The following is a 25,754-nucleotide window of genomic DNA, read 5'->3' as shown; positions in this document are numbered from 1 at the left end:
GGCTCTCCGTTTCGAGCGGTTCAGCGCAGGTAAAGGCCGCCGTTGGCGTCCCAGCAGGCCCCGGTGACCGAGGCCGCGCCGGGCGAGGCGAGCAGCGACACCATCCGCGCGATGAACGCCGGGTCGCCGAGACAGCCGACGGGGATGTTCTTCGTGAAGGCCTCGAGGTTGTCCTCGCCGACGATCGACCGCACCATCGGGCTGTCCTGCGGCCCGGGCGACACGGCGTTCACGGTCACCCCGCGCGGCGCGAGTTCCCGCGCGAACACCTTCGTCGCGGACATGATCGCGCCCTTGGACGACGCGTAGTGCCCACCGGTCGCGGTGCCGCCGTTCTGGCCGGCCAGCGACGCCATGTTCACGATCCGCCCGTAGCCCTGTTCGGCGAAGTACGCGCCGAAGAGCTGACAAGCGGTGAAGGTGCCGGTGAAGTTGACCGCGAGAACCGCGTCGAGGTCTTCCGGCGTGATCTCCATCAGCGGCCGCGCCTGCGTACGGGCCGCGTTGTTGACCAGCACCTGGACGCTGCCGAAATCGCGCACGACGTCGTCCTTCAGCTGCGCGAGCGCTGCCCGGTCCCGCACATCCACCGCGTAACCACGGCAGCTGCGGAGTTCCGCGGCAAGCTTCTCGGCCGCTTCGCCGTCGACGTCCGCGATCGCGACGCGGTAACCCTCGGCGTGCAGCTGGCGCACGATCGCTTCGCCAAGACCGTTCGCGCCGCCCGTGACTACCGCGACGTGCGGTTCCGCCGGCGCGTTCACAGCAGGAATCCCGCGGCCGGAACTGCGTCGTCGCTGTTGACCAGCCGGATGACCTTCAACGCGATCCGGTCGCCCTCGGGGCCCTCCGGCGAGAACCGGATGCGGTGCACCAGATCCGCCGCCCACAGGTCGTGGTTGCCGCGCTTGTACGCGACCAGGATCTGCGCTGAACGCAGCACGACTTCGTCGTCCGAAACGGATTCCGGCACGAAGCGCGACACCGTGCGGACCGTGCGAGCGGAATCGACGGCGGCGAGCGCGTAGCCTTCGGTCATCCGCGCGACGCGCATCTGCCGCATCCGCGCGTCGTCGTAAACCATGTTCAGCGAACCGGCGAAATCGTCGGTTTCCCGGTCGATCGGGATGACGTAAATCCCGTCTTCGGTGAAGAGCTTTTCCCATGCGTGGTATTCGGTGCGGTCCAGCAGCTCCGCCTCGCGGTTGACGAGGTCGACGGCGCGCGCGACCCGGGCGTCAGTGGTGGGGACGGTTTCAGTCATCGCCCATCATCTCCTTCCACTGGGCGTACGCGGCGCGCATGCCGGTTTCGTCGGTGACGTGCGAGGTCGGCCAGCCTTCGGGGCTCGCCTTTTCCCTCGCCAGCCCGCGGTTGACCAGGATCGGCAGGTCCGGACCGCCGTGCGCACCGCGCTGCACGCGGTCCCAGCCCTCGGCGTCATCGGGCGTGCCGAAGCCGAACGGGCCCTGGAAGTGCTCGTGGATGCGCAGCCGCTCGCGGTTGACGATGTCCAGCTCCGGCGGTCCGTCCGGACCGATCGCGACGTGCTCGATCAAGGTCTCGTTGACCGAAATCGGCCGCAGCACGCGGAAAAACGCCGCGGACATCGAAACGTTCGGGAACAGGTTGAGGTTGAACCCGGTGCCGTGCATGGCTCGGACGACCTTGCGCACCTGCGCCTCGTCGAGCGTCTTCGACAGTTCGGCCACGACGTGGTCGAACCGGGCCTGCAGCGGTTCGGTGCCGTCGTCGACGTCCAGGTCGGAGTGCTCTGGCACCATCTGCATGACGCTGTGTCCGTTGCCGAGCGCGTGCGTGATCGCCGACGGATCGGTCATGAACGACATCATGTCGGCCGTTTCCGCGTCCACCGAAGCCATCCACGACCGGTGCACGATCGGGAAATGGTAACCGTCGGTGGTGTTCTCCAGCTGGATCTTCCAGTTTCCGCGGAACTTGAACTGGTGCTTGCCCAGCACCTTGATCGGGTAACCGCCGCCCTGCTTCATGAAGCGGTCGATCCACAGTTTCGCGTCGCCGAGGAAGTCCTCCAGGGACTCGCCGTCCTCGGCGAAGGTCGCGAAAACCATGCCGCCGTACGATTCGGTGCGCAGTTTCTTCAGCGACAGTTCGCCCTTTTCCAGCACGCCTTCGTAGCCGTCCGGGTAAGGGATGCCGCGCAGTTTGCCGTCGAGGCCGTAGCTCCAGGCGTGGTACGGGCAGGTGAAGCCGTTCGCCTTGCCGCTCGGCTTCTCGCACAGGCTCGCGCCGCGGTGGCGGCAGCGGTTGAGCATCGTGTGCAGCGTGCCCTTGCGGTCCCGCGTCACGATGACCGGCTGGCGGCCGACGTAAGTGGACTTGAAGTTCCCCGGCTGGGCCAATTCGCTTTCGTGCGCGACCCACACCCACGAACGCTCGAAGATCTGCGTCATCTCGCGTTCGAAGATTTCCGGATCGGTGTACAACCGGGCGGCCACGCGGTCGCTTTCGGCGAAATCCGCGGGAACTGTCGCGTTCTCAGTCATGAGGTCTCCGATTTCAGTCGGGCAGTTCGACGTCTTCGCGGACGGTCAGCGGACGGCCGATCCGGGCTTCGATCTTGGCGAAGCGCCACAACTTGACGCCATTGCTGCCGACCTCCGTCGTGCGCAGCAGATTGCACCCGGCCTTGACGGTTTCCTGGCTGTCGGCATCGGCGAGGATGTAGCAGGTCCACGGCCAGCCGTCGGACGGGCCGACCATGTGCGCGTCGTCGTCGATGTCGCCGATGAAAGTGATGCCCGGCAACGCTTTCAGCTGGTCCATCATGGACACGAACGCCTGCCAGACGTCGCCGATGGTGATGCCGTCGGCGGGCAGGTCGAAGAAGTTCTGGTTGATGCCGATGCAGAAAAGCACCCGCAGGGGCTGCGTGCTCACAGTCGGAGACTCCTCGTCGTGGTGGTGGCTGGTCAGCGGAATCCGGGGCTGGTCGGCGGCTGACCCATGAGCACCGCGCCGGCGGCGTCGTGGATGGCCGGGCCCAGGAACGCATGCTGCTTGGGTACCAGTGCGTCGCCCTGAAGTCCACGCAGCGGATGGGTCGAATAGATCGGCGCGGTGCCGGAAATCTCGACGAGCTTCGACACGACCTCGGACGCCGTCTTCGCCAGGTGCGCGGACGAAAGCCGCAGCTGGGCGTTCTGCTCGTCGGTGGCCTCGTCGCCGGATACGACGGTGTCCCAGACCTCGTGGCTGACCTCGTAGAACCAGGCGCGAGCGGACCGCAGCGCGGCCTCGGCCTCGGCGTATCCGGTGCGGTAGTAAGCGCGGTCGGCGAGTTTCGGCGCACCGGTGACGCCGGTGTAGCCGGCGCCGACGTCGCGGGCGTGGTCGAGCGCGGCCCGCGCGACACCCGCGCCGACGACGGCGAGAACCTGTGCGGCGTAAGCGATTGTGGGGTAGCGGTAGAGCGGTTCGTCCACCGTGGGCGCGCCGCCGCGGATGAACGTCCACTCGCGCGGGACCTCGACGTCGCGCACTACCAGGTCGAACGAACCGGTGCCGCGCATGCCGACGACGTCCCAGTCCTGGACGATTTCGACCTGCTCGGGCCGCAGCAACGCGGTGCGCGGTTTCCCGCCGGTCGATTCGTCGCCCGGGATGCCGACGCCGAGGATGTCCGCGCCCATGCAGCCGCTGGCGAACTTCCAGCGGCCGTCCACGCGGAAGCCGGTTTCGGTCGCCGGGGCGGGCTGGACCGGGAACAGGCCGCCCGCGAACGCGACGTCCGGACCGTCTTTGTACAGCTCGGCCTGCGTCTCCAGCGGAAGAGCGGCGAGGTAGATCAGCGACGAGCCGAAGCTGGCGACCCAGCCGGTCGAACCGTCCACTGTGGAAATCCGCTCGATCAGGCGGAGGAATTCGGCGGGCGGCAGCGGTTCGCCGCCGAACTTCGCGGGCGTGCTGGCCCGGTAGACGCCGAGCTGCTTGAGCCGGTCGACGAAGTCGCGCGGAACGTAGCGCTGCTGCTGGAACTCGTCCTTGCGCTGGGCGAGCTCGGCGAGCACCTCCTCGACGGTGACTTCGCTCATCGCTGCTCCTCAGAATGCCGGTGCGGTGGCACTGACGGTACGAATCCCGCCCTCGCGCGGGAATTGGTAGTGCCTGAGCGGGCGTAGGGGATTTCTTCAGTGCGAGCCGCCAGCCAGGGGCTTTACGCTGAGCCGATGGAAGCGGACCCGCGCGCGCCCGAGCTGACGACGCACGATTTCGTCGCGATGCTGAACGCCAGCCGCACGTGCGTGCTCGTGCACGACGGCGCGACGAAGAACATCCTGTGGGCCAACCCGGCGGCCTGCGAGATGCTCGAATGGAGCGTCACCGAGCTGCGGCCGTTGAAGGCGAACCACATGAGCAGCTCCGCGCAGCAGTACGACCGCGTGATCGGACGGGCGTGGCTGCAGGAGGCGGTCGACAAGGGCGTCAGCCGGATCGAATGGCACTACCGCACGAAATCCGGCCGGGTGATCCCGACGGACGCGGTGGCCACGCGGGTCGAACTGGCCCAGGGTCCGGCGGTGATGGTGCAGTTCCGCGACATCGAACGCGAGCAGGAAATCGAGCGCGAGCTGCGGCTGACCACGTCCTGGGTCGACGCGCTGGCCAGGCAGACGTCGGCGGTCGCACTGATGCTCGACGGCTCGGGCGAGCTGCGGTTCGCGACGGACTCCGCGGTCGCGCTGTTCGGCGCGACGCCGGACGAACCGCTCGGCCGCCTGACCGATTACGCCGGCCTGCGCCTCGACGACCGTCCGGCCACCTGGGAGGAGGTCCGCGAACGCGCGGTGCCGGCTACCCAGGTGCGGCTGGAAATCCAGGGTCGCGTGTGGCTGGAAGGCAGCGTCGAACGGCTTCGAGAGCCTGGTGGAGACGCGTTTCTGCTGCTGCTCTACGACGTGTCCGAACGTGTCCGCGGCGAGGTCCGGCGCGAGCGCGAGCTGCACCGGGAGAACTACCTGGCGCGCTACACCGCGATGGGCGACATGGCGATGGCGATCGCGCACGAGCTGAGCCAGCCGCTCGCCGCCGCGGGCAACTTCCTGGCCGGGGTCCGGTCGCGGACGCTCGACGCCGCGCCGGTCGTGTACGGCATCGACAGCGCGGTCCGGCAGATCGAGCGGGCGAGCCAGATCGTGTCGTCGGTGCGGGCGTTCGTGGGGCATCTGGAGCACGTGGAGCAGGTGGCCGACCTCAACGAGATCGTGGAGGAATGCCTGTATTTCGTGCGGTTGCGAGCCGAACCGGCGGCGATCGAGGTGACCTTCGACCGGTCCGCCGAGCCAGTGCCGGTGCACTGCGAACGCGTGCTGACCGGCCAGGTCGTGCTGAACCTGTGCTTCAACGCGATCGAGGAAATGGCGCAATGCCCGCAGCAGCGGCGCAGCCTGGTGCTCACCACGCGCCGCGACGGCGACACCGGCGTGGTCACCGTGGACGACCGCGGCCGCGGCTTCCCGCGCAATCCGTTCGACGAGTCGTTCACCGCGAAAGAACGCGGCAGTGGCATCGGACTGGCGCTGAGCCACCGCATCATCACCCGCCAGCACGGGACGATCTGGGCCGAACACCGCGCGGGCGGCGGTTCGCGCTTCGGCTTCGCACTGCCCGCGACCGGCCCGGGTTAGGAATTCTTCAGCCGTGCCGGGGAAGTTCTCGATATCCCGCGACCGGTGCGGCTTTGTACGGTCGAGGCAGTCCCGGCCCCAGTACTAGGAGGCACCGTGTCCGAGCTGACCCGGACCCAGCGCGAATTCCGCACCGCGATGGCCAACCTCTCCGCGGCCGTCAACGTCGTGACCACCGCAGGCCCGCACGGCCTCGCCGGGATGACGGTGAGCGCCGCCTGCTCGGTCACCGACAGCCCGCCGACCGTGCTCGTGTGCGTCAACCGGTCGAGCCGGTCGCACGCGATCCTGGTCGGCAACGGCCAGGTCTGCGTCAACGTCCTCGGCCCTGGACAGGAGGACCTGGCGATGCACTTCGCCGGCGCGACGAAGGTGCCGACCGCGGAACGCTTCGACCAGGACTGCTGGGACCTCGACAGCGAGGACGCCCCGGTCCTGCGCGGCGCGGCGGCCTCGTTGGTCGGCCGGATCGTCGCCGAACAGGAACACGGGTCGCATTCGGTGCTGTTCGTGGAGATCGAGAAGGTGCTGACCGCGCCGGACCGCGGCGCCCTGGTGTACTTCCAGCGCCGCTTCCACCGGCTTGCCGCGCTGAGCGCCTGATCGACGCCTGATCGAGGAGAACCCGTGGACCGGATGACCCTGACCTGCTACAACGACACGCACGGCTACGGCTGGCGGCACGTCGACCTCTTCGTGCACGACGAGCACGGCCGCGAACTGGATTGGGTGCACTGGCAGGTCCCGGCCGACGGCCCGGACGCCGCCGACGAGGCCACCGCCCGCGTCGAACCGCTGCTGCGCCGGACGTCGGAGTGGCGGCACGCGGTCAGCGCGAGCGGCATGGACTACTGGACCGCCGACGCCGCCTGGACCCAGCCGTGACCGCCCCGTGGTCGCTGCGCGCGCTGGTCGCTGATCTGGTCGCGGGCCGGACGACGCCGGAAGCCGCTGCGGCGGAAGCCCGTTCCCGGATCGCCGCGGCTTCTTACGACGCTTGGGTTTCGTCCGCCTACTTGCCTTCTTCGCCGGGACCGCTAGGCGGAGTTCCGTTGGGCGTCAAGGACATCATCGACCTGGCCGGACTCCCGACCCGCTGCGGCTCCGTCCTGCGCGCGGACGCCGCACCGGCCACTGTGGACGCTTCGATCGTGCGCGAGTGGCGTCGGGCCGGAGCAGTGCCGATCGGCAAAACGGTCACCACGGAATTCGCTTTCTTCGCACCCGGTCCCACGGGTAATCCGGCGGCACCCGGCCACACGCCCGGCGGTTCCTCCAGCGGTTCCGCCGCTGCCGTCGCCGCCGGACACGTCCCGTTGGCTCTCGGGTCCCAAACCGCTGGCTCGGTCACGCGACCGGCGGCGTTCTGCGGCGTCGCCTCGCTGGTCATGACCCGGGGCCGGTTCCCGGTCGACGGCGTCACCGGCCTGAGCCCGAGCCTGGACAGCCACGGCATGTTCACCGCGACGGTTTCCGATCTGGCGTTGGCCTGGTCCGCGCTGTCGGGCGAGCCGGAAGTTGCTCCCTCTTCCGCGCCGCGATTGCTGGTGTGGTCCTCGGCCGACGTGAGCCCGGCTATGGAAAATGCGGTCGGCACCGCGGTTTCTCTGCTGCGCGCCGCCGGTGCCGTCGTCGACGAATTCCCGGATCCCGCTCTGGTACCTGCTTTGACCGCCGCACACCCCGTGGTGATGGCCTACGAGGCGGCGCGGGAACGTTCGGTCGAGCTTGCTTCCGCGGACCGCCTCAGCGCCCCACTGGCGCAACTGCTCCGTACCGGTGCGGAGATGCCGCGAGCGGAATACGAGGCCGCACTGGACGTCGTCGCTTCCGGTGCCACGCGCCTCGCGGAGATCGTCGGTGGCTACGACGCCGTCCTCGCTCCCGCCGCGCTCGGCTCGGCCCCTGCTGGCTTGGCAGCGACCGGCGATCCCGTGCTCAGCCGCCCGTGGCAAGCGCTGGGCCTCCCGGTCATCGCCGTGCCGGGCCTGCGCGACGAGGCTGGCCTGCCGCTGGGCTTGCAGCTGGTCGGCCGCGCTTCCGACGAGTCCGCGCTGCTGGGCACGGGTCGTTGGGTGGAGGCCGCGCTCACACGGTGACGCGATGGGTGAGGATGTCGCGGACCAGCGTCCCCAGGCTGTCCGCCGACGTCTTCGCCTTGATCCGCGCCCGATGCACGTCCACGGTTTTGACGCTCGTGCCCAGCCGATGCGCGATCGCCTGGCTGGGCATCCCGTCGACCACCAGCCGCAGCACCTCGCGCTCGCGCTGAGTCAGCGTGTCGAGCCGAGCCCGGACCGCCTGCCGCTCCGCATGCTCCGCGAACCGGCGGCGGGCCTCGATGAGCTGCGTTTGGACCACCTCGACCATGCGCTGTGCCTGGTAAGGCTTCTCCAGGAAATCGACCGCCCCCGCGGTGAGCGCGCGGACGGACATCGGAATGTCGCCGTGCGCGGAACAGAAGATTAAAGGAGCCGGACAGTCGATTTCCGCGAGTTTTTCCTGCAATTGAAAACCGCTGATCGCGGGCATGCGCACGTCGACGATCACGACCGCGGGCTCAGCCGGATCGAACTCGTCGAGGAACGTCTGGGCGTCCGGGTACGTGAGAGCTTGCACGCCGACGCTCTCCAGCAGGAAAACCAGGGACTGCCGGAGGTCCTCGTCGTCGTCCACCACGTGCACGACCGGGTCGTCGCTCATGGCTTCATCAGCACCGAGGCCGAGGGATAGTCGCTGGCCCAGCCTTCCGGCAACGGGGCGATGAAGACGTTTTCGGTGCGAGTACGGGTGATCCGCCAGGTGTCGCCGACCCGCCGGAACGCGTTGTTCAACCGGCTGGACCGCAGGAGCGCTTTCCCGTCGGAGAACAGCCACGGCTGCATGTGGATCCATTGCCCGGTGGCCTCGTCGCCGTCCACGTGAATTTGCTCGGAGGTGAGATAATGCGCGTTCAGCAGAAGCTCGGGGTCTTTCTTCTCGCCCCAGAAGCGCTGAAAATGCGCCCGGATGGCGTCCGCGCCTTCCGCTCGCCCGAACTGCCCGTCGTAGTACTCGCCGACGCCCTCCCAGACCGCGTCCTCGGTGTAAAGCTCCATGATGAGGTCGATCCGCTCGTCGTCGTTGTTGACGCCGAACTCGGGGCAAGGCGTGTCGCAGAGGAACATGTAGCGCGCCTGCACGCGGCGGATCTCCGCCTCGGCCTCAAGCACCCCGACCCGCCTCGCCAGCCCCGCGACAGCCTCCTCCAACGCGGCCACCCGCCGGTCCGGGCTGCCGTCGGATAGTGCGCGGTGCTCGATCGACATCGTTTTCCTCACCAGAGAACTCGTGACGTTGGCGGTTCAGTGCCGGGGCCAGCCTTTCGGTGCGGTTTTCGGCCCGTTGACAGGGTAACCGGACCGCGCCGGGCGTTGGCAGCTTGTGACCAGCCTCTGCCGGGGCCGGAAGGGTTGTCAATCGAATCGGGGAGTTATGCGCGGCGTGTTTCAACGGGCGGGTGGGGGTTATCAATGCCGTTTGGCGGACAACGTCTTGGGGGCCGCGCTTGGTGGGGTTCTGGCCGGAGCGGGGTGCGGCGGGCTGATCGGGGCGTGCTGATTGTGACCAGAAGGGTTGTCGTGCCCGGAGTGCCCTCGGTTGTCGACGGGCAGGAAGCTGCCGCTCCCCGGGTGCCTTGGGCGCTGGCGGGCGGAGTTTGCCTGGAGTCTCGGCTGTGGCGGGGGACGTGACCGTTTCGCGGGTGCCTTGGGCGTGGTGGATGAGCGCGTTGTTTCGGCGGGTGTGGTGGTGGTTGGCGGCTGGGGAGGTTGTTGTTTCGGCGGGTGTGGTGGTGGTTGGCGGCTGGGGAGGTTGTTGTTTCGGCGGGTGTGGTGGTGGTTGGTGGGTGGGGAGGTTGTTGTTTCGGCGGGTGCCGTGGTGGTTGGCGGCTGGGGACGCTGTCGTTCTCCCAGCCGTGGTTGGCAGGCGGAGACGTTGCTGTTTCTCTGGAGCGGTGCTCGTCGGTGGGCCTGGACGCTGCCGTCCCCCGTGATCGCCTGGCCGCTGTCGGGCGTGCCTGGCCGCCGCCGGGCGGTGCCGGGCCGCAGATTATGCAGCACTCGCGGGGTCCGCGATAACGTGGCGATATGTGCGTCTCCACTGGTACCGGTCGTCGCCGATGAGCGCGGCCCAGCGGGCTGATGCCCGGGAGAACCGGGAGCGGATCGTCGAGATCGCCCGCGAAGCGGTCGCTTCCTCGGGGGAGTTGCGGCTGAACGCGGTGGCCAAGTCGGCCGGCGTCGGGCAGGGCACGCTCTACCGGCACTTCCCCACCCGCGAGGACTTGCTCGCCGAGGTGTACCGGCAGGAGGTCGAGGACCTGGTCGCGCTGGCCCCGGAACTGCTGGCTGCTTATGAACCAGTCGAAGCGCTGTCCCGGTGGTTCGACCGGATCGCCGAATACGCCCGAGTCAAACGCGGCGTCTTCGCGGCACTGGAAACCGCGGTGTGGAAAGGCCTGTCCGAAGAAAGCCACGGCCCGCTCGGCGACGCCATCACCCTCCTGCTCGACGCCGGAAAGTCCGCGGGAACCATCCGCCCCGACATCGACGCCCGCGACCTGTTCATCCTCTCGGGCTACCTGACCCGCTTGGACGACGACGAGTGGGATTCCCGCGCTCGGCATCTCCTGGACGTCCTGCTGCAAGGCGTCCTGTCCCGCTGAGCAAGCCCCTTGGTCGCGGCGCGGGCGACGGAGATCTGCTTGCAAGGCAACGGATCCGCTGGCGACAGGCGGGATACACCGGGCAGTGCCGCACGGCTACGCGACGGGACAGCGTGGTGTGGTCGCTTGACGGGTGGGGCGGTAAGCCCGCCGACAGATTTGAGTCGCCTGGCGATCGTCGTGGGACAGGGCTAAGCGCAGAGCGGCAAAACCTGCCGAAAGCTAAGAAGATTCAGCCCGAGATCTGACGAAGGCTGCGGCGTCCGATGTGGTGTCCATAGTGGACGGGCCGCTCGCGGATGCGGTCGGCCCAATCCCCCCAGATTTCCCCAGTGCTTCCCCGGTGGTGTCGTCGTTCAGGAGGCGACGGCCAGGCGGACCCGGCGGTCGCGGGCGTACGAGACCAGTTCGCGGACCTCGTCGGTGGTGATGATGCGGACCGCGTCTTCGAGGATCTCGGCCGTGGCCACCTGCAGCGGCCAGGAACGCAGGCCGGGCGCGGGTTCGTGCCAGAACCACTGGCCTTGGGCGAGATCTTCGGCGGCGACGGTGGGTGCGTCGGTGTTCATGCCTGCAGCCTAACTTGCACCACCGACAGAAAATCGCTCTACCGGACATCCCGGGACGACCCACTATGAACCGCAAGAAATGAATGCGGATTCGGCGATGATTCCTGCTGGTCGAGAGGATGCGCGCGGACCGTCGGGTGGCGTGGGTCACGCGGTCTTTCCCAGTCCGCGCGGGGTCGGGGGCCGGGTGCGAAAGTAGGGGTGGTGATCTGGTCCCGCCTGCCGGCCGGTTCGCGTGGGTTTTGCACGGTCGCGCGGCCTGCCCTAGGCTTCGCCGGTCACCGCGCACACACCGGGGGTTTCCGGGACGAGAGGAACGGTGCGAATGGCTTTGCGCGACCCCGAGGCGTACCGCGATGTCGATCTGCCGACGATTCTCCGGATGGAGCGGCGGCTTCCCTGGTACGGCTGGCCGCACCTGCCGCTGGGGCTGCTGGTCTGTGTGGCCGCGATCCTCGCCGCCTACCGGGTTCCGGTTTCGTACCACCTGACGACCGCGCTGGTCGCGGGCGGCGGCGTGGTCGGCGGTTTTTCCGGGTACGGCTGCGGGCTGGTCATGGTCAGCACGCCGGATCTGGTCCAGACCGGCTACCTCAACTGGCGGCGCACCCGGGTGCTGCGGGCCTTGCTCATCGTGCTCGGCGGGTTGTCCGCGGCGTCGATGGCGGTCGTCGTCGCGTGCCATGTTTCTTTGCTGGCCGGGTCTTCCGACCAGCATCCGTTCCGGCTTTCGGTGCAGGCCGGGTTGTACTTGCTTCTCGTGGTCGCCAACACCGTCCTCGCCGGGCTCGAGGCGTGGCAGTTGTCGAAGGTGCTGCGCGAGCCGGTTGCCGAGGCCGCCGCGGAGCCGGCCGGGCCGGTGCGGGTCCGGCTTGGCTGAACTGTCTACATCGGACTGAGTCAGCGCCTGCGCAGCAGTACTTCTTGCGTCACCGAGGCGACGAGTCGTCCGTCGGTAGTGAAGAACTCGCCGTGGGTCAGGCCTCGGGTGTTCGCGTAGCTGGGGCTTTCCATGTCGAACAGCAGCCATTCGTCCGCGCGGAACGGGCGGTGGAACCACACCGCGTGGTCGAGCGACGTCAGCTGCGGTTCGCCCGGGTCGGCGCGGTGGGGCAGCAGCGCGGTGCCGGCCAGGCGGATGTCGGAGATGTAGGTGAGCGCGCAGACGTGCGCCAGCGGGGCGTCCGGCAGCGCGTCCTTCGCTCGCACCCAGATCTGCTGACGCGGGCCGCGGCCGGTGTCGGGCAGTCCGGTTTCCGGGTTGCTGACGAAGCGGACCTCGATGGCGGACAAGACGATCGGCGAGCGGTCCTGCTCGACGACGCCTGCCTCGTCCGGGGCGGGGACGTCCGGCATCCGCGCTTGGTGCGCACTGCTTTCCGCCTCCGTCTGGAACGACGCGGAAAGGCTGAAAATGCTCTCGCCGTTCTGGATCGCGACGACCCGGCGCGTGGTGAACGAACCGCCGTCGCGGGTGCGCTCGACCTCGTAGATGATCGGCATGTCGGTGCGGCCGCCGCGGATGAAATAGCCGTGCAGCGAGTGCACGTGCCGCGCGGAGGGCACGGTCGCGCCGGCCGCGGTGAGCGCCTGCGCCGCGACCTGACCGCCGAACGCCCGCTGCGGCGAACCCTGGTGGCACCAGCCGCGGAACAGGTTCAGCTCGAGCGGTTCGAGCTTCAGCAGCTGGTCTAGCCCGGTCCGGGTCGGATCGATCGTCGTCACCCGGTCAGTCTAAGCGCTTGCTCAGTCGGTTCGCGGGGTGAGCAGCGCCGCCACCGCGGCTGGATCCTCGACGTGCGCGTTGTGCCCCAGCCCGGACAGGACCACTGCCTCGGGATCCAGGGCGCGCAGTTGCTCGGGACGGCACATCGGATCGTTCTCGCCGGTGGCGAGCACCACAGGGCAGCGCGCGGCGGCCAGGAGCCCTGGCATATCCGGACGGCCGACGCCGAACGCGGGCGGGTCCAGGACCAGCCGCCAGCCGTCCGCGGTCTCGGTGACGCCGTCCGGGTCGGCCGGAGCCAGTCCGGTCAGTCCGGCGATCTTCAGACAGGCGGTTTCGGCCTCCTCTCGGGTGTTGAACAGTCTTGGTGGACGGGCGGCCATCGCGGCGGCACGGGCCAGGTCGTCTTCGCTCCACTCCACCTTGATGCCCACCGCCAGCACGCTGCTGACGTCGAGCCCGTAGCGCCCGCTCGCCAGCTCCAGCGCGACGACACCGCCGAGCGAATGGCCGAGGACAGCGACCGGGCCGGACTCGTCCAGCGCTTTAGCGACCGCGGCCGCGAGTGCCTCGAACGTGTACTCGGGCAGCCGCGGCGAGCCGCCGTGGCCGGGCAGGTCCGGCGCGAGCAGCCGCCGGCCGAGCTGGCCGGTGAGGCCGTCCCAGACCGCGCCGGTGGCGCCGAGCCCGTGCAGGAGCAGGACCGGCGGTTCGCCTTGTCCGGTGACGCGCAGCTTCAGCTTTTCCACCGGACGGATCTTTCCGCAGGCGGCGGCCTCGGGGCTAGGGTCGGAACGTGTCGAGTGCTGTCATTGCCGACCCGGACACCTACGTCACGGGCGTGCCCTACGACCTGCTTGCCCGTCTGCGCCGGGAAACGCCGGTGACGCGGATCGACGACTTCTGGGCGGTGCTGCGCCATTCCGACGTGCGGCACGTGCTCCGCACCCCGGCGGTGTTCTCGTCGCAGCTGGGCGGTACGCAGATCCGCGACCCGGCCACCGCCGAGGACCTGCGCTACGTGCGCCGGATGATGCTCAACATGGACCCGCCCGAGCACGGCAGGCTGCGCGGGCTGCTCACGAAAGCGTTCACGCCGCGCGCGGTCGGCCGGATCGCCGAACGGATCGAAGGCTGGGCACGGGATCTCGTCGCGGCAGTGGCCGATCGCGGCGAATGCGATTTCGCCAAGGACATCGCCGCCGATCTTCCGTTGCTCACGCTCGCCGAGGTGTTCGGCGTGCCGGAGCGGGACCGCCGGCTGATGTTCGACTGGAGCAACCGCGTGATCGGTTTCCAGGACGCCGAATACGCGGTGAGCGCGACCGTCGACGCGAACGACGTCACCGACCTCGCCCGCGCCGCGCTGGCCGTGCGCCCGGAACCCGGGCCGGACGGCCGGATGCCGGATCCGCGCAGCCGCGCCGGGATGCCGGACCTCTACGCCTACGCGCACGCGCTGGGCGAGCACAAACGCGAGCACCCCGGCGACGACGTGATGAGCAACCTGATGCAGTACGTGGACGACGACGGCGGCCGCGTGTCGATCGAGGAGTTCGAGAACCTTTTCTGGCTGTTTTCGGTAGCTGGCAACGAAACTCTGCGCAACGGCCTGCCGGGCGGGATGGCCGCGCTGCTCGCGCATCCCGAGCAGTACCGCAAACTGCTCGACGACCGAAGCCTGCTTCCCGGTGCGGTCGAAGAGATGCTGCGTTGGCACACGCCGGTGATGCACTTCCGCCGCACCGCGACGCAGGACACCCGGCTGTCCGATGTGGACATCAAGGCCGGGGACAAGGTCGTGGTGTGGTTTTCCTCGGCCAACCGTGACGAGACGGTCTTTCCCGACCCGGACGTGTTCGACGTGACGCGCGCGCCGAGCGAACACCTGACGTTCGGCCACGGCCCGCATTTCTGCCTCGGTTCGCACCTCGCGCGGATGCAGATGCGGGCGTTGTTCGCGGCGGTGTTCGACCAGCTCGGCGAGGTCCGGCTCGCGGGCGAACCCCGCCGGCTGCGGTCGAACTTCCAGAACGGGATCAAGAGCCTCCCGATCCGCTGGGACTGACCGGCTCAGCCGAAACCGACGAGCGAGAGCCAGCGGTCCAGGTACTCCGTGTCGCCGGTGCGGTGCGAGACCTCCGCGGGCAGCCTGCCGTAGACCATCAGCAGCAGATCGCCCAGCGGTGCGGCCGCGGTGACCGCCGCGTTCGCCGGCGGACCCGGATGCCAGGCCAGCTGATCGCCGGTGAGGTCCACCGTCCAGGACGCCGCGTGGTCGGTCGGCGCGAGGTGGATCGTGCGGTCCGGGCCGAGCAGTTCGCGGCGTTCGGGGACAAACTCCAGCAACTGCGGCAATGACCCGAGTTCCAGCCATTCCTCCATCGCGTCGTGCGCGACCTCCGGTGTGACGGTGAATTCCCCGCCCGCGGCGAGCGTCGCGTCGGCGCGGTGGATCAAGGTCTCGTTCATGAACCGGCGTGCGTAGAACGCTGCTCGCGGCGGCCCGTTCGGGACCGGTGTGAACACCTCCGCGTCCGGGCCCGCTTCGCGCAGCGTCGCCACCAAGGCCTTCGCCCCGTCGACGAGCCACGACGCCGGTCGTGGGGTGTCCACCGGATTCCGGAGTTCGTCGTCCGGCAGCCAATGGCGGGCCCGCGTCCGGACGGTCTCCTCCGCCCACCGGTGCCCGGTGCTGACGTGCTCGAGCAATTGGCCGAGGTTCCACTCCGGGCACGCGGCGACCCGCGCCGTCCGGTCCGCGCCTTCGACAGCCGCGGCGAGCAGTTCCGTCTGCCGCAGGATCTCGGCGCAACGCTCGGGGAAGTCCATGGGGTGTCCTCTCCGGTTCAGTTCCGCTGGCGCCAGACAGTCGGAGCCGGCGCGGCCATCCGGACACCGCGGCCGGAGAAGACGACCTACTCGACGCTCCAGGCGTCTCCCCATTCCGCGTCGCGGGCGGCGCGGTACCGCACGCCGTGCCGTTTCGACACGACGGTGCCGGGCGCGAGTCCGTCGACCGTGCACAGGTCGAGTTGCACGAACCCCTTGTGCTTGCGCGGGTGCCGGATGATCCGGGCCGACGGACGGTCGACGGGTGCCGACGTGGCCGCCACGTACGAGAACTTCTCGTCCTCGAATCCCAGCGTGCCGGACTTGATGCGCCGGTGCACCCCGCTTCGCGGCAGCCGTGCGGAGAAGTGGCACCAATCCTCGCCCGGCTTGATCGGGCAGGCGTCGTCGTGTGGGCACGGAGCAACCACGCTGCGACCCATCCCGCGCAGGACGTCGCGCGCCTCGCGGATCCGCGCGAACCCGGCTGGGGTGCCGGGCTCGATGAGCACGACCGTGCCGGCTTTCGCGGCGAGCCACTGGACGACGTCGGCGCGGCCGCGTTCCGGCAGCTCGCCGAGGACGTACGAGAGGGTGACCAGGTCGGCCTCGGGTGCCGCGGATGCGGAATCGACCAGCCCGCGTTGCCAGGCCGCGGTGCGGACGGCTGGCTCGTCGGCGTTCGCCGCCAGCTTGCGGCCCAACGCCAGCGCGGCCGCCACCTGCTCCAGGACAGTGCACTTCTCCAGCGACGACCAGACGTCGGCTGCGGCCCATACCGCTGCTCCGGTGCCGCCGCCGACATCGACGTGCGTCTTCGGGGCGAACCCGGGCGCGGCGGCAGCCACCTCGCCCAGCACGGCATTGACCGCCGCGTACGTCGCCGGCATCCGGTACCCGGCGTACGCGGCGACATCCAGCTCCGAAGAGAGGATCGGCGACGTCGCCGAGTCGCCTTGTCGATAACGCTTGCTGAGCCGCTCCACGGCCTGCGCGAGCCGGGATTCGGGGAACCGGGCCAGCTCGTCGTCGAGGGCGGCGCGGAGAGCATCGGGGAGTACTGCCACGGACGAAGATTCTCCCACGCCTGTTTTGTCCTCCGAGGTTCGCCTGACCTGCTAGTTTCGCGATCAGAAAAAAAGTTCGAGGACCTTGTCGATCCGGCCGCGACCTGTTCGACGCAGTGGTGAAGGCAAGCCGAGACCGAAGGGGAACCGAAGATGCGATTCATGGTGATCATGAAGGCCAGCGAAGAGAGCGAAGCGGGCCAGCTGCCCAGCACCGAGCTGCTCGCCGAGATGGGCAAGTTCAACGAGGAACTCGTGCGTGCCGGCGTGATGCTCGCGGGCGAGGGGCTGGCGCCGAGCTCCGAGGGCGCCCGCGTGAAGTTCTCCGGGGACAGCGAGCCCAGCGTGGTCGACGGCCCGTTCGCCGAGACCAAGGAGCTGATCGCCGGGTTCTGGATCCTCCAGGTCCGTTCGCTCGAGGAAGCCGTGGAGTGGATCAAGCGCGTGCCCAACACCGACGGCGCGCACCACGAGATCGAGATCCGGCGGATCTTCGAGGCCGACGACTTCGGCGACAACCTCACCCCGGAACTCCGGGATGCCGAAGCGAAGGTGCGCGAGCAGGCCGCGCAGAACTGATGCGGTTCATGGTGCTGGTGAAAGCCAGTGAGGAATCCGAAGCGGGAGCCGCGCCGAGCGGCGAGTTGATCGAGCAGATGGGCCGGTTCAACGAGGAACTCGCCGAATCCGGGCACCTCGTGCAGGCCGCCGGGCTGACGCCCAGCTCGGAAGGCGCCCGGCTGCTGTGGTTCGACGGCGACGCGAAGCCCAGCGTGGTCGACGGCCCGTTCGCCGAGACCAAGGAACTCGTCGCCGGCGTGTGGATCCTGGAGGGGGAGTCGCTCGCCGAAATCGTCGAGCTGATGAAGCGGGTCCCCAATCCGGACCGGCAGGCGGGCACCGTCGAGATCCGCCCGATGTCCGGCGAGCTGTGACGCCGCGCCCGCCCGAGGGTTGCCTCGGGCGGGCCGGGCCGGTCTGATGGGCCGGTGGACACGCGAAATGCGGTAGAGGCCGTTTGGCGGATCGAGTCGGCGCGGGTGATCGCCGGTCTCGCGCGGATGACCCGCGACGTGGGCCTCGCCGAGGAGCTGGCGCAGGACGCGCTCGTCGCCGCGCTCGAACAGTGGCCGGAGACCGGGGTGCCGCGCAACCCGGGCGCCTGGCTGATGACCATCGCGAAGCGGCGGGCCATCGACCTGTTCCGGCGCAACGAAACCCTCGGCCGCAAGCTGGACGAGATCGGCCGGGAAGCCGAGCAGCTCGGCGAGGGCGTGCTGCCCGACTTCGACGCGGTGCTCGACGACGAGCAGATCGAGGACGACCTGCTGCGGCTGGTGTTCACCGCGTGCCACCCGGTGCTGTCGACCCAGGCACGGGTGGCGCTGACCCTGCGCATGCTCGGCGGGCTCAGCACCGACGAGATCGCCCGCGCGTTCCTGGTGAAGGAATCCGCGGTCGCGCAACGCATCGTGCGGGCGAAGAAGACGCTCGCCGAGGCCAAGGTGCCGTTCGAAACACCGGTCGGCGACGAGCGCGTGGCGCGGGTGCCCGCCGTGCTCGAAGTGATCTACCTGATCTTCAACGAGGGCTACTCCGCCACGCGCGGCGACGACTGGATGCGGCCCGCGCTGTGCGAGGACGCGCTGCGGCTCGGCCGGGTGCTGGCCGGACTGATGCCCGGCGAACCGGAAGTGCACGGCCTGGTGGCGCTGATGGAGATCCAGGCGTCGCGCTCGGCGGCGCGCACCGGCCCGAACGGCGAACCGGTGCTGCTGATGGACCAGGACCGCAGCCGCTGGGACCGCCTGCTGATCCAGCGCGGCCTCACCGCGCTGGCCCGGTCCGAACGGCTCGCGGACGGCACGTACGGGCCGTATTCCGCGCAGGCCGCGATCGCCGCGTGCCACGCCGTCGCGGTCACGCCCGAGGAGACCGACTGGGCGCGGATCGCGGCGTTGTACACGGGCCTGGCGCAGCTCACGCCGTCTCCGGTGATCGAGCTGAACCGGGCCGTCGCGGTCTCGATGGCGGAAGGACCGGAAGCCGGGCTGGCGCTGGTGGACAAATTGCTGGCGGAGCCCGCGTTGAAGAACTACCACCTGCTGCCGAGCGTGCGCGGCGACTTTCTGTACAAGCTGGGCCGCCGGGACGAGGCGCGCGCCGAATTCGAGCGCGCGGCGAAGATGACCGGCAACGAGCGAGAGCGTGCGCTGCTGCTGGAGCGGGCCGAGTCGTGCAGCAAGCTGGAAGCGGGAACGAGATAGCTGGGCACCGTGCGGTGCGGGAGTGATCGACATGCCCGCAACGGTCCACCAGCGGCCCGACAATTCCCGCGTCCGCGGGCGGCCATCCCCAGGGTTGTCCACAAGTCGACACGCCTGTGGATAACCCGTTTTCGCTGGTAGAAGGGCTGAAAATTGGCTGCCCGACCCGATCCGGTGAATGGTTCAGAGGTTTCGGGCGGGCTGGTGGCGGCGGCCGCTATCGCGCGCAGCTCGTCTGCTCGGCGCATGACGCGGGGTGCTTGGTTCGGCGGCACTGATCGGACGTGTCCCGGCCGCACGGACAGCGCTGCGGGATTCAGCCCAGTGCAAGGGCTCAGCGGTTTCGGACGTATCCCAGCCGCATAGACAGCGCAGCCGCCGTCCCCGCCACAGTGGCGCCCAGTTCGTCCGCCCGGCGCAGCACCCGAGGCGCTGGTCCGGCGACGCTGATCGCCGCGATCGGGCGGCCCGAGTGGTCCCGTACGGCCGCCGCGACGCAGCCGACGTCGGGCTCGTTCTCCAGGTCGTCCACGGCCCAGCCGCGACGGCGCGTGCGGGCCAGTTCGTCCAGCAGCCGGACCGGATCGTTGATGGTCTTCAGCGTGAGGCTGTCCAGTTTCATCCGCCGCACGCGCTCCACCCGATCGGCCTCCGGCAACGCGGCCAGCCAGGCTTTGCCCAGCGAGGTCGCGTGCTGCGGGCGTCGGGTGCCGAGGCGGCACGAGAGCGTGACCGCGCTCGCGCTGCGTTCGGTCGCGACGTAGACCATCGCGTCGTTGTCCGGTACGGCCAGGTACGTCGTCTCGCCGGAACGCTCGGCCAGCGCCGTCAGGTACCGCGGTGCGCAGCGGTGCAGGTCAGTCGCCGCCATCGCGCGAGCGCCCAGTTCGACCAGCCGGGTGCCGAGTCGCACGCGTCCGGTGACGGTGTCCGCCTCCAAGTACTCCAGCCGCTTCAGCGTGCCGACGATCCGGTAGGCGGCGCTGCGCGACAAACCCAGCTGCCGGGCGAGCGCGTTCGTGGAGATCTCCTGGTGTTGCCCGACGTGTTCGAGCACCGCCAGCCCGCGCTCCAGGGTGCCGCTTTGGTCCAGCCCGCGTGCTGCGTCCACGTTCGCCCTCCGCCTGTCGCTCTGCGTTCCCGGTCACCGGTGCGTGGTGCCATCAAGCGGGGTTGGACGCTAACACCTCCGATGTATGGACGGAAGATCTTGACCGATCTCTGTCATTCGTCAAGGTCAAGGTTGCGCCGAATGGTTCAACCTCCGATCGGTAAGACTGCTTACAAAGGGTAACGGAGACTGGAGTCACCCTCTCAGGAAATTCACAGCGCCCGTGACGCACGGTTTGCGTGATGTCCACACGTCTGCGCACCCGGGCGTCAGTCGCCGCCGGGCGGCTGACCGCGTGGTTTTCCCGTACCGCCCGGCTGGGCCGCGGCGGGGTGATCGGCGGCCGCGTCACGCTGCGCCTCGACCCCAAGGCGCTGCGCAGGCTCGGCCGCGATCGCACGGTCGTGATCGTCACCGGCACGAACGGGAAGACCACCACGTCGCTGATGCTGACCCGCGCGCTCGAAGCCCTAGCCGAGGTCGCGCACAACGGCGACGGCGCGAACATGCCCGACGGCCTGGTGGCCGCGCTCGCGGCCCGCCCGGACGCGCCGTACGCGGTGCTGGAGGTCGACGAAACCTACGTTCCGTGGGTGGCCGAGCAGGTCCAGCCCGCGGCGCTCGTGCTGCTCAATCTCAGCCGCGACCAGCTCGATCGCGTCGGCGAGGTCCGGATGATGGAGCGCGACCTCCGTGCCGCGTTCGCCGGGCTGTCGCGCACGGTCGTGGTCGCGAACTGCGACGACGTCCTGGTCGCCTCCGCGGCCTCGGCGGCGGCGCGCCCGGTGTGGGTCGGCACCGGACGGCGCTGGTCGGGCGATTCCGTCTCCTGCCCGCGCTGCGGCGGGGCGATCACGCACGCCGACCGCGAATGGCGGTGCGCGGTGTGCGCCTTCGCCCGCCCGGAGCCGACCTGGAACCTCGACGGCGACCTGGTCCACACGCCCGGCGGCCGGCAAGTCGACCTCGACCTGCGCCTGCCCGGCGAGGCCAACCGGGCTAACGCCGCCCTCGCGCTCGCCGCCGCGCACTGCGTCGGCGTGCCGCCGCACACCGCCGCGGCCCGGCTGCGCACCATCACCGATATCGGCGGTCGCTACCGAACGATTCGCCGCACCCGGCATTCCGTGCGGCTCATGCTTGCGAAAAATCCGGCTGGGTGGGCCGAAACGTTGCGCGTGCTCGACGAGGACACCCCGGTCGTCGTCGCGGTCAACGCGCACGAGGCGGACGGCCGCGACCTGTCGTGGCTCTGGGACGTGCACTTCGAACGGCTTCGCGGCCGCCAGGTCGTCGTGGCCGGCGAGCGGTCCGCGGACCTCGCGGTGCGGCTTTGCTACGCCGAGGTGCCGCATTGGTCGGCCCCGGACCCGGTCAGCGCTATCGACTCGCTGCCGCCGGGCGGGGTCGAACTCGTCGCGAACTACACCGCCTTCCGCGACCTGGTGGACCGGTTGCCCGATGTCTGATTCGACCGTCGGCATCGGCCTCTTGCTGCCGGAGGTGCTGGGGACGTACGGCGATTCCGGCAACGCGCAGGTGCTCTGCAAACGCCTGCAGTGGCGTGGTTACGACGCCGAGGTAGTGCCTGTTTCGCTGGACTCCGAGGTGCCGTCCACTTTGGACCTCTACCTGCTCGGCGGCGGCGAGGACATGGCGCAGGTGCTGGCCGCGGACTTCCTGCGCAACTCGGCGGGCCTGCGCAGCGCGGCGGACGCGGGACGTCCGGTGTTCGGCGTGTGCGCCGGCCTGCAGATCCTGGGCACGCGATTCCGCGGCGTCGACGGCGTCGAGCACGCCGGGCTGGGGCTGCTCGACCTGGTCACCGAGCCGGCGCAGCAGCGCGCGGTGGCTGAGCTGATCGTCGAGCCGAACATGCTCGAGACCCCGTTGACCGGTTTCGAAAACCACCAGGGTTCGACCGTGCTCGGGCCGGGCAGCGCGCCGCTGGGCCGCGTCGTCCGGGGCACCGGCAACGGCGACGGCACCGAGGGCGCGATCACCGACCACGTCGTCGGCACCTATCTCCACGGCCCGGCGCTGGCGCGCAACCCCGAGCTCGCCGACCTGCTGTTGTCGTGGGTGCTCGGCCATGCGCTGAAGCCGTTGGAGCTGGCCGAGGTGGAGACGCTGCGCGCGGAACGGCTGGCTGCACGCCGCCCCCGATGACGTCTCTGCGCGCTCGTTACGCTGCGTGCGTGAGACTTGTCGCCGCCGCAGGTGTCCGGATGCGGACAACCGGGGTTGCCGTGCTCGCGCTCGCGCTCGCCATCGCGACCGCGTGTGTCGTTGTGGTGCTGTTGCTGCAGCAGTCGCTCGACCGCAGCGTCACCGAAAGCGCGCGCAGCACCGCGCGGCAGGTGGCCGTCCAACTCGTGCGCGCGGGCGCGCGAGACCTGTCACCCAGCGACGTCGCAAGCACTGGGGACACTGAAGCTTTGACGCAGGTCCTCGGGCCGCGAAGCACGCCGATTGCGAGCGACCCGGCGATTGTCGGCCGTCCGGCGATCACCGCCGCGCGCCCGGCTCCGGGACAGGAGATCGTCGAGACGCTGCCGCTCGGCTTAGACGGTGACGGCAGCGAGTACCGCTTGGTCTCGGAAGGCGTCAACGGCCCGGGCGGACCGTTCACCGTCATCTCCGCACGGTCGCTCGAACCGGTCACCGAAGCCTCTGCGCGGCTCACGCTGCTGCTGGGCCTGATCTCGCTGCCGCTGCTCGGCATCGCGGGCTTCGCGGTGTATCGCTCGGTGGGGTCCGCACTGCGCCCGGTAGAGCGGATGCGGCGCACTGTCGCCGAGATTTCGACGCGCGACCTCGCGTTGCGCGTACCGCTGCCGCCTGGCGGCGACGAGGTCCACCGGCTCGCTGTCACGCTGAACGAGATGCTTGAACGGCTGGGGTCCGCACAAGCTGCGCAACGTCGCTTCGTCGCCGACGCGAGCCACGAACTGCGCTCGCCGCTGTCGACCATCAGCACCGCGCTCGACGTTTCGAACCAGCACCCGGAGACCACCGACGAATTGGTACCGGTCATCACTCGCGAGACCGCGCGCCTGCGAGAGCTGGTCGACGACCTCCTGATGCTCGCGCGCACCGACGACGCCACGGACCGGCCCGCACGCACTGAAGTCGATCTAGACGACATCGTCCGCGCCGAAGCAGAGCGTGTACGCGGCGAAGCGGCTGTCGAGATCGAAGTGCGCGCGAGACCGGCGAAGGTGCGCGGCAGTGAGGCGCAGCTGCGTCGCGCCGTACGCAACCTCGTGGACAACGCTTGCGGGCACGCGCGGGAGCGGATCCGGATTGCGAGTTCGGTGCAAGATGAGATGGTCGTCGTGGAGGTGAGCGACGACGGCCCGGGCGTCGCCGAGGACGACCGGGAGAGGGTGTTCGAGCGGTTTGTGCGGCTGGACGCGTCGCGACGGCGCGGCGGCACCGGACTGGGCCTGTCGATCGTGGCCGGCATCGCGGCCCGGCACGGCGGCCGCGCGCGGTACGTCGACGTGGCCGACCCGAGCTATCCGGGCGCGCATTTCGTGATCGAACTGCCGAGCATCGAACTGCCCCGGATCGAGGAGGACTGAGCATGCGGTTGCTGATCGTGGAGGACGAGCTGGAGTTCGCCGAAACCCTTCGCCGCGGCCTGGTCGCGGAGGGATTCACGGTGAACGTGGCGCACACCGGCCGCGACGGGCTCTGGTCGGCGATGGAGCACGATTACGACGCCGTGGTGCTCGACATCATGCTTCCCGAGCTTTCCGGCTATGAAGTCCTGAAACGGTTGCGGGCCGCGGAGAATTGGACGCCGGTGCTGATGCTCACGGCGAAGGACGGCGAGTACGACGAGGCGGACGCATTCGACCTCGGCGCGGACGATTATCTCTCGAAACCGTTCTCGTTCGTCGTTTTGCTGGCTCGGCTCCGGGCCTTGCTGCGCCGCGGCGCACCGGCACGACCGGCGGTGCTGACCGCTGGGGATCTGCAGCTCGACCCGGCCGCGCGCACTGTCCACAGAGGAGAGACGCGGATCGAGCTGACGGCGCGCGAGTTCGGGTTGCTGGAATTCCTGCTGCGCAGGCAAGGGGCGGCGTTGACCAAGAACGAGATTCTCGGTCATGTGTGGGACGCGCATTACGAGGGCGACGAGAACGTGGTGGAGGTTTACGTCGGGTATCTGCGGCGGAAGATCGACGCGCCGTTCGGGACCCGGACGATCGAGACGGTGCGCGGGGTGGGGTACCGGCTCGTCGGATGAGCGGGCACGTCATTTTCCTCAACGGCACGTCCAGTTCCGGCAAGTCGAGTATCGCGGCGGAGCTGGTGGATTTGCTGCCGGGACCGTATTTCTACGTGCCACGGGACGCAGTCAACAGCATGCGCTCGCGGACACAGACACCCGAATTCGGCACGCCCGAGTTTGACGAGGTTTTCGAACGGACTGTGCGCGGCTATCACCGAATGCTGGCCGGACTCGCCGCGGCGGGCAACGGCGTGATCGCCGACCACGTGCTCCGGCCGCATTGGCTGGCAGATTGCCTCGAAGTGTTGCGGGAGCAGGAAATTACCTTCGTAGGCGTGCACTGCCCGCTGCCGGAGCTGCGGCGGCGTGAGCAGGCCCGAGGCGATCGACCCGCCGGGCTAGCGGAGCGGCAATACGAGATCGTGCACGCGCACGGAATCTATGACCTCGAATGCGACACTTCAGTGCACAGCCCGAAAGAATGCGCACAAATCATCGCCGATTTCCTCGCTGAACCCGGCCGTTCCCCAGCATTCGCCCGGTTAAGCGACTGAAATCCCCGCCACCGCCCGCACGACAGCAGTGCACCGGTCCTCGACATACTCCAACCCGCCCTCGGCCGCGATCCTCCGCGCCTCAGCCGACACGATCCCCTGCTGCAGCCACAACGCCTTAGCCCCGATCGTCACCGCGGAACGGGCGATGTCCGGTGCCTCGTCAGCCGGGCGGAAGACATCCACCAGGTCCACCGGCTCCGGAATTTCCTCCAGCGACCGGTACACCTTCTCCCCGAGCAACTCAGTCGCCGACGGGTGCACCGGGATGATCCGGAAGCCGTGCGCCTGCAGCGAAGCCGGTACGCCGTGCGCGGCCTTGCCCGGGTCGCGACTCAGGCCGACCACCGCGATCGTGCGCGCGCCGGCGAGAATTTCTTCAGGCTTCATACTCTCCTCAACATCCTCCGGCCGCGAACGATTCCGCGAGGTCACAGCCGCCACAACCGCAGGCCGCGCACGCGGTACACCGGCCACAGCACCTGCCACGGCGACCGGCGCAGGAACGCCGAACTGCACGCCAAGATATTGCGCGCGACAGTGGACGCGACCTCGTGCCGGTCTGGCCACGCTTCGCCGCGGGCTCCGAGCGCTAGCCGGAAGACGGTCAGCAGACCGCGTCCCTGCACGTCATAGCGGGCGCCGGTGTCGCCCGCGTCGGGAAGGAGGCGGGCGATTTCCTCGCGAAAGGCACCGGCGACCGGCGCACCCGGCGGCACGTCAGCCACGCTGTCCACGATCGCGCGGCCATGCAGCCGACGAGCGAATCGCGTGAGCAGCCGTCGCTCCCACCACGGCAGCAACCGGCGGTGCGCCAGCAGCGCGGCACACTCGCCGTGGCCGAGGGCGAACACCTCGGCGAGATCGTCGTACCGGCTGATCGCGGTCGGTTCCACCAGGTGCAGCCGCACCTCGAAGCGGACCCGCGTGATCAGCCCGTCGATCGCTTCCCGCCGGTCGAGCCGTGCTTTCCGCCGCGAAGCCGCCCAGTCGCCCATGTGCCCACACTCT

At 69.3% G+C, this 25,754-nt stretch carries 30 protein-coding genes; 15 read left to right on the top strand and 15 right to left on the bottom strand.

What is annotated here, in order from left to right:
- Nucleotides 1-20: 20 nt before the first annotated feature.
- The 5 genes from SSMG_RS35430 to SSMG_RS35410 are packed head-to-tail and all read right to left on the bottom strand — an operon-like array spanning nucleotide 21 to nucleotide 4,076.
- A complete protein-coding gene (locus SSMG_RS35430; RefSeq protein WP_009084183.1) occupies nucleotides 21-764 on the bottom strand; it encodes an SDR family NAD(P)-dependent oxidoreductase in 744 nt (247 codons plus the stop codon).
- A complete protein-coding gene (locus SSMG_RS35425) occupies nucleotides 761-1,264 on the bottom strand; it encodes an aromatic-ring-hydroxylating dioxygenase subunit beta (RefSeq protein WP_009084181.1) in 504 nt (167 codons plus the stop codon). The genes SSMG_RS35430 and SSMG_RS35425 overlap by 4 nt, the downstream gene beginning before the upstream one ends.
- The gene (locus SSMG_RS35420; protein ID WP_009084179.1) at nucleotides 1,257-2,528 is read right to left on the bottom strand and encodes a Rieske 2Fe-2S domain-containing protein; all 1,272 of its coding nucleotides are present in this window, start codon (nucleotides 2,526-2,528) and stop codon (nucleotides 1,257-1,259) included. Before SSMG_RS35420 ends, SSMG_RS35425 begins: the two co-directional genes overlap by 8 nt.
- Nucleotides 2,529-2,541: 13 nt before the next feature.
- Nucleotides 2,542-2,922: a hypothetical protein gene (locus SSMG_RS35415; protein ID WP_037715910.1), complete on the bottom strand. Its 381-nt coding sequence runs from the start codon at nucleotides 2,920-2,922 to the stop codon at nucleotides 2,542-2,544.
- Between the two features lie 32 nt (nucleotides 2,923-2,954).
- Complete coding sequence (locus SSMG_RS35410; protein ID WP_009084174.1) at nucleotides 2,955-4,076, bottom strand: acyl-CoA dehydrogenase family protein; 1,122 nt, start codon at nucleotides 4,074-4,076, stop codon at nucleotides 2,955-2,957.
- 135 nt (nucleotides 4,077-4,211) lie between these two features.
- Between SSMG_RS35410 and SSMG_RS35405 the strand changes: the two genes are divergently transcribed.
- The 4 genes from SSMG_RS35405 to SSMG_RS35390 all read left to right on the top strand — a co-directional run bounded on the left by SSMG_RS35405 (nucleotide 4,212) and on the right by SSMG_RS35390 (nucleotide 7,768).
- Nucleotides 4,212-5,669 (top strand): PAS domain-containing sensor histidine kinase, encoded by a 1,458-nt coding sequence (locus SSMG_RS35405; protein ID WP_037715908.1) that lies wholly within the window; start codon nucleotides 4,212-4,214, stop codon nucleotides 5,667-5,669.
- Between the two features lie 96 nt (nucleotides 5,670-5,765).
- Nucleotides 5,766-6,272, top strand: a complete 507-nt coding sequence (locus SSMG_RS35400; protein WP_037715906.1) for a flavin reductase — start codon at nucleotides 5,766-5,768, stop codon at nucleotides 6,270-6,272.
- Nucleotides 6,273-6,305: 33 nt separating this feature from the next.
- On the top strand, nucleotides 6,306-6,554 hold the full coding sequence (locus SSMG_RS35395; RefSeq protein ID WP_050788511.1) for a hypothetical protein: 249 nt from the start codon (nucleotides 6,306-6,308) through the stop codon (nucleotides 6,552-6,554).
- Nucleotides 6,551-7,768 (top strand): amidase, encoded by a 1,218-nt coding sequence (locus SSMG_RS35390; protein ID WP_037715904.1) that lies wholly within the window; start codon nucleotides 6,551-6,553, stop codon nucleotides 7,766-7,768. The genes SSMG_RS35395 and SSMG_RS35390 overlap by 4 nt, the downstream gene beginning before the upstream one ends.
- Here SSMG_RS35390 and SSMG_RS35385 read toward each other — a convergent pair.
- Together SSMG_RS35385 and SSMG_RS35380 are read right to left on the bottom strand one after the other, a co-directional pair.
- On the bottom strand, nucleotides 7,758-8,372 hold the full coding sequence (locus SSMG_RS35385; RefSeq protein ID WP_009084166.1) for a response regulator transcription factor: 615 nt from the start codon (nucleotides 8,370-8,372) through the stop codon (nucleotides 7,758-7,760). The two genes, SSMG_RS35390 and SSMG_RS35385, sit on opposite strands and share 11 nt — an antisense overlap.
- On the bottom strand, nucleotides 8,369-8,977 hold the full coding sequence (locus tag SSMG_RS35380) for a nuclear transport factor 2 family protein (protein ID WP_078561003.1): 609 nt from the start codon (nucleotides 8,975-8,977) through the stop codon (nucleotides 8,369-8,371). The genes SSMG_RS35385 and SSMG_RS35380 overlap by 4 nt, the downstream gene beginning before the upstream one ends.
- An 821-nt stretch (nucleotides 8,978-9,798) precedes the next feature.
- Here SSMG_RS35380 and SSMG_RS35375 point away from each other — a divergent pair.
- Nucleotides 9,799-10,374 (top strand): TetR/AcrR family transcriptional regulator, encoded by a 576-nt coding sequence (locus SSMG_RS35375; protein WP_009084163.1) that lies wholly within the window; start codon nucleotides 9,799-9,801, stop codon nucleotides 10,372-10,374.
- 356 nt (nucleotides 10,375-10,730) lie between these two features.
- Here SSMG_RS35375 and SSMG_RS35370 read toward each other — a convergent pair whose 3' ends face one another.
- Nucleotides 10,731-10,943 (bottom strand): hypothetical protein, encoded by a 213-nt coding sequence (locus SSMG_RS35370; RefSeq protein ID WP_009084161.1) that lies wholly within the window; start codon nucleotides 10,941-10,943, stop codon nucleotides 10,731-10,733.
- Nucleotides 10,944-11,268: 325 nt separating this feature from the next.
- On the opposite strand from SSMG_RS35370, the gene SSMG_RS35365 reads away from it, so the two are divergent.
- Nucleotides 11,269-11,823, top strand: a complete 555-nt coding sequence (locus tag SSMG_RS35365; RefSeq protein WP_037715899.1) for a hypothetical protein — start codon at nucleotides 11,269-11,271, stop codon at nucleotides 11,821-11,823.
- A gap of 20 nt (nucleotides 11,824-11,843) precedes the next feature.
- On the opposite strand, the gene SSMG_RS35360 is transcribed toward SSMG_RS35365, so the two are convergent.
- Complete coding sequence (locus SSMG_RS35360; protein WP_009084158.1) at nucleotides 11,844-12,668, bottom strand: acyl-CoA thioesterase II; 825 nt, start codon at nucleotides 12,666-12,668, stop codon at nucleotides 11,844-11,846.
- A gap of 21 nt (nucleotides 12,669-12,689) precedes the next feature.
- The gene (locus SSMG_RS35355; RefSeq protein ID WP_009084156.1) at nucleotides 12,690-13,418 is read right to left on the bottom strand and encodes an alpha/beta fold hydrolase; all 729 of its coding nucleotides are present in this window, start codon (nucleotides 13,416-13,418) and stop codon (nucleotides 12,690-12,692) included.
- A 47-nt stretch (nucleotides 13,419-13,465) separates the two neighbouring features.
- Between SSMG_RS35355 and SSMG_RS35350 the strand changes: the two genes are divergently transcribed.
- On the top strand, nucleotides 13,466-14,737 hold the full coding sequence (locus SSMG_RS35350) for a cytochrome P450 (protein WP_009084154.1): 1,272 nt from the start codon (nucleotides 13,466-13,468) through the stop codon (nucleotides 14,735-14,737).
- A 5-nt stretch (nucleotides 14,738-14,742) separates the two neighbouring features.
- Here the strand turns inward: SSMG_RS35350 and SSMG_RS35345 are convergent, their stop codons facing one another.
- Nucleotides 14,743-15,501: a maleylpyruvate isomerase family mycothiol-dependent enzyme gene (locus SSMG_RS35345; protein WP_037715897.1), complete on the bottom strand. Its 759-nt coding sequence runs from the start codon at nucleotides 15,499-15,501 to the stop codon at nucleotides 14,743-14,745.
- Nucleotides 15,502-15,587: 86 nt separating this feature from the next.
- Entirely contained in the window at nucleotides 15,588-16,568 is a 981-nt protein-coding gene (locus SSMG_RS35340) for a small ribosomal subunit Rsm22 family protein (protein ID WP_086025023.1), read from the bottom strand.
- A 153-nt stretch (nucleotides 16,569-16,721) separates the two neighbouring features.
- Here SSMG_RS35340 and SSMG_RS35335 point away from each other — a divergent pair, with 153 nt between their 5' ends.
- The 3 genes from SSMG_RS35335 to SSMG_RS35325 are packed head-to-tail and all read left to right on the top strand — an operon-like array spanning nucleotide 16,722 to nucleotide 18,835.
- Nucleotides 16,722-17,147, top strand: coding sequence for a YciI family protein (locus tag SSMG_RS35335; RefSeq protein WP_009084147.1), 426 nt, complete (start codon nucleotides 16,722-16,724; stop codon nucleotides 17,145-17,147).
- Complete coding sequence (locus tag SSMG_RS35330; protein WP_009084144.1) at nucleotides 17,147-17,503, top strand: YciI family protein; 357 nt, start codon at nucleotides 17,147-17,149, stop codon at nucleotides 17,501-17,503. Before SSMG_RS35335 ends, SSMG_RS35330 begins: the two co-directional genes overlap by 1 nt.
- A gap of 54 nt (nucleotides 17,504-17,557) precedes the next feature.
- Complete coding sequence (locus tag SSMG_RS35325) at nucleotides 17,558-18,835, top strand: RNA polymerase sigma factor (RefSeq protein ID WP_009084142.1); 1,278 nt, start codon at nucleotides 17,558-17,560, stop codon at nucleotides 18,833-18,835.
- 334 nt (nucleotides 18,836-19,169) lie between these two features.
- Here the strand turns inward: SSMG_RS35325 and SSMG_RS35320 are convergent, their stop codons facing one another.
- Nucleotides 19,170-19,946, bottom strand: coding sequence for an IclR family transcriptional regulator (locus tag SSMG_RS35320; RefSeq protein ID WP_009084141.1), 777 nt, complete (start codon nucleotides 19,944-19,946; stop codon nucleotides 19,170-19,172).
- A gap of 242 nt (nucleotides 19,947-20,188) precedes the next feature.
- On the opposite strand from SSMG_RS35320, the gene SSMG_RS35315 reads away from it, so the two are divergent.
- Genes SSMG_RS35315 through SSMG_RS35295 form a run of 5 tightly spaced genes read left to right on the top strand, consistent with a single transcriptional unit; the run spans nucleotide 20,189 to nucleotide 24,743 of the window.
- Entirely contained in the window at nucleotides 20,189-21,415 is a 1,227-nt protein-coding gene (locus SSMG_RS35315) for a MurT ligase domain-containing protein (protein ID WP_037715895.1), read from the top strand.
- Entirely contained in the window at nucleotides 21,408-22,115 is a 708-nt protein-coding gene (locus SSMG_RS35310; RefSeq protein ID WP_009084137.1) for a type 1 glutamine amidotransferase, read from the top strand. The genes SSMG_RS35315 and SSMG_RS35310 overlap by 8 nt, the downstream gene beginning before the upstream one ends.
- 59 nt (nucleotides 22,116-22,174) lie before the next feature.
- The gene (locus SSMG_RS35305; RefSeq protein ID WP_037715892.1) at nucleotides 22,175-23,533 is read left to right on the top strand and encodes a HAMP domain-containing sensor histidine kinase; all 1,359 of its coding nucleotides are present in this window, start codon (nucleotides 22,175-22,177) and stop codon (nucleotides 23,531-23,533) included.
- A gap of 2 nt (nucleotides 23,534-23,535) precedes the next feature.
- The gene (locus SSMG_RS35300; protein WP_009084133.1) at nucleotides 23,536-24,204 is read left to right on the top strand and encodes a response regulator transcription factor; all 669 of its coding nucleotides are present in this window, start codon (nucleotides 23,536-23,538) and stop codon (nucleotides 24,202-24,204) included.
- Nucleotides 24,201-24,743, top strand: coding sequence for a chloramphenicol phosphotransferase CPT family protein (locus tag SSMG_RS35295; protein WP_009084131.1), 543 nt, complete (start codon nucleotides 24,201-24,203; stop codon nucleotides 24,741-24,743). The genes SSMG_RS35300 and SSMG_RS35295 overlap by 4 nt, the downstream gene beginning before the upstream one ends.
- On the opposite strand, the gene SSMG_RS35290 is transcribed toward SSMG_RS35295, so the two are convergent.
- Together SSMG_RS35290 and SSMG_RS35285 are read right to left on the bottom strand one after the other, a co-directional pair.
- On the bottom strand, nucleotides 24,732-25,133 hold the full coding sequence (locus SSMG_RS35290) for a CoA-binding protein (protein WP_009084129.1): 402 nt from the start codon (nucleotides 25,131-25,133) through the stop codon (nucleotides 24,732-24,734). The two genes, SSMG_RS35295 and SSMG_RS35290, sit on opposite strands and share 12 nt — an antisense overlap.
- Before the next feature lie 41 nt (nucleotides 25,134-25,174).
- A complete protein-coding gene (locus tag SSMG_RS35285; RefSeq protein WP_009084126.1) occupies nucleotides 25,175-25,741 on the bottom strand; it encodes a hypothetical protein in 567 nt (188 codons plus the stop codon).
- Between the last annotated feature and the right edge of the window lie 13 nt (nucleotides 25,742-25,754).

This window comes from Streptomyces sp. AA4 (assembly GCF_000158875.1).
Taxonomy (GTDB): Bacteria; Actinomycetota; Actinomycetes; order Mycobacteriales; family Pseudonocardiaceae; genus Amycolatopsis.
This window is presented reverse-complemented; position numbering and strand designations above follow the sequence as displayed.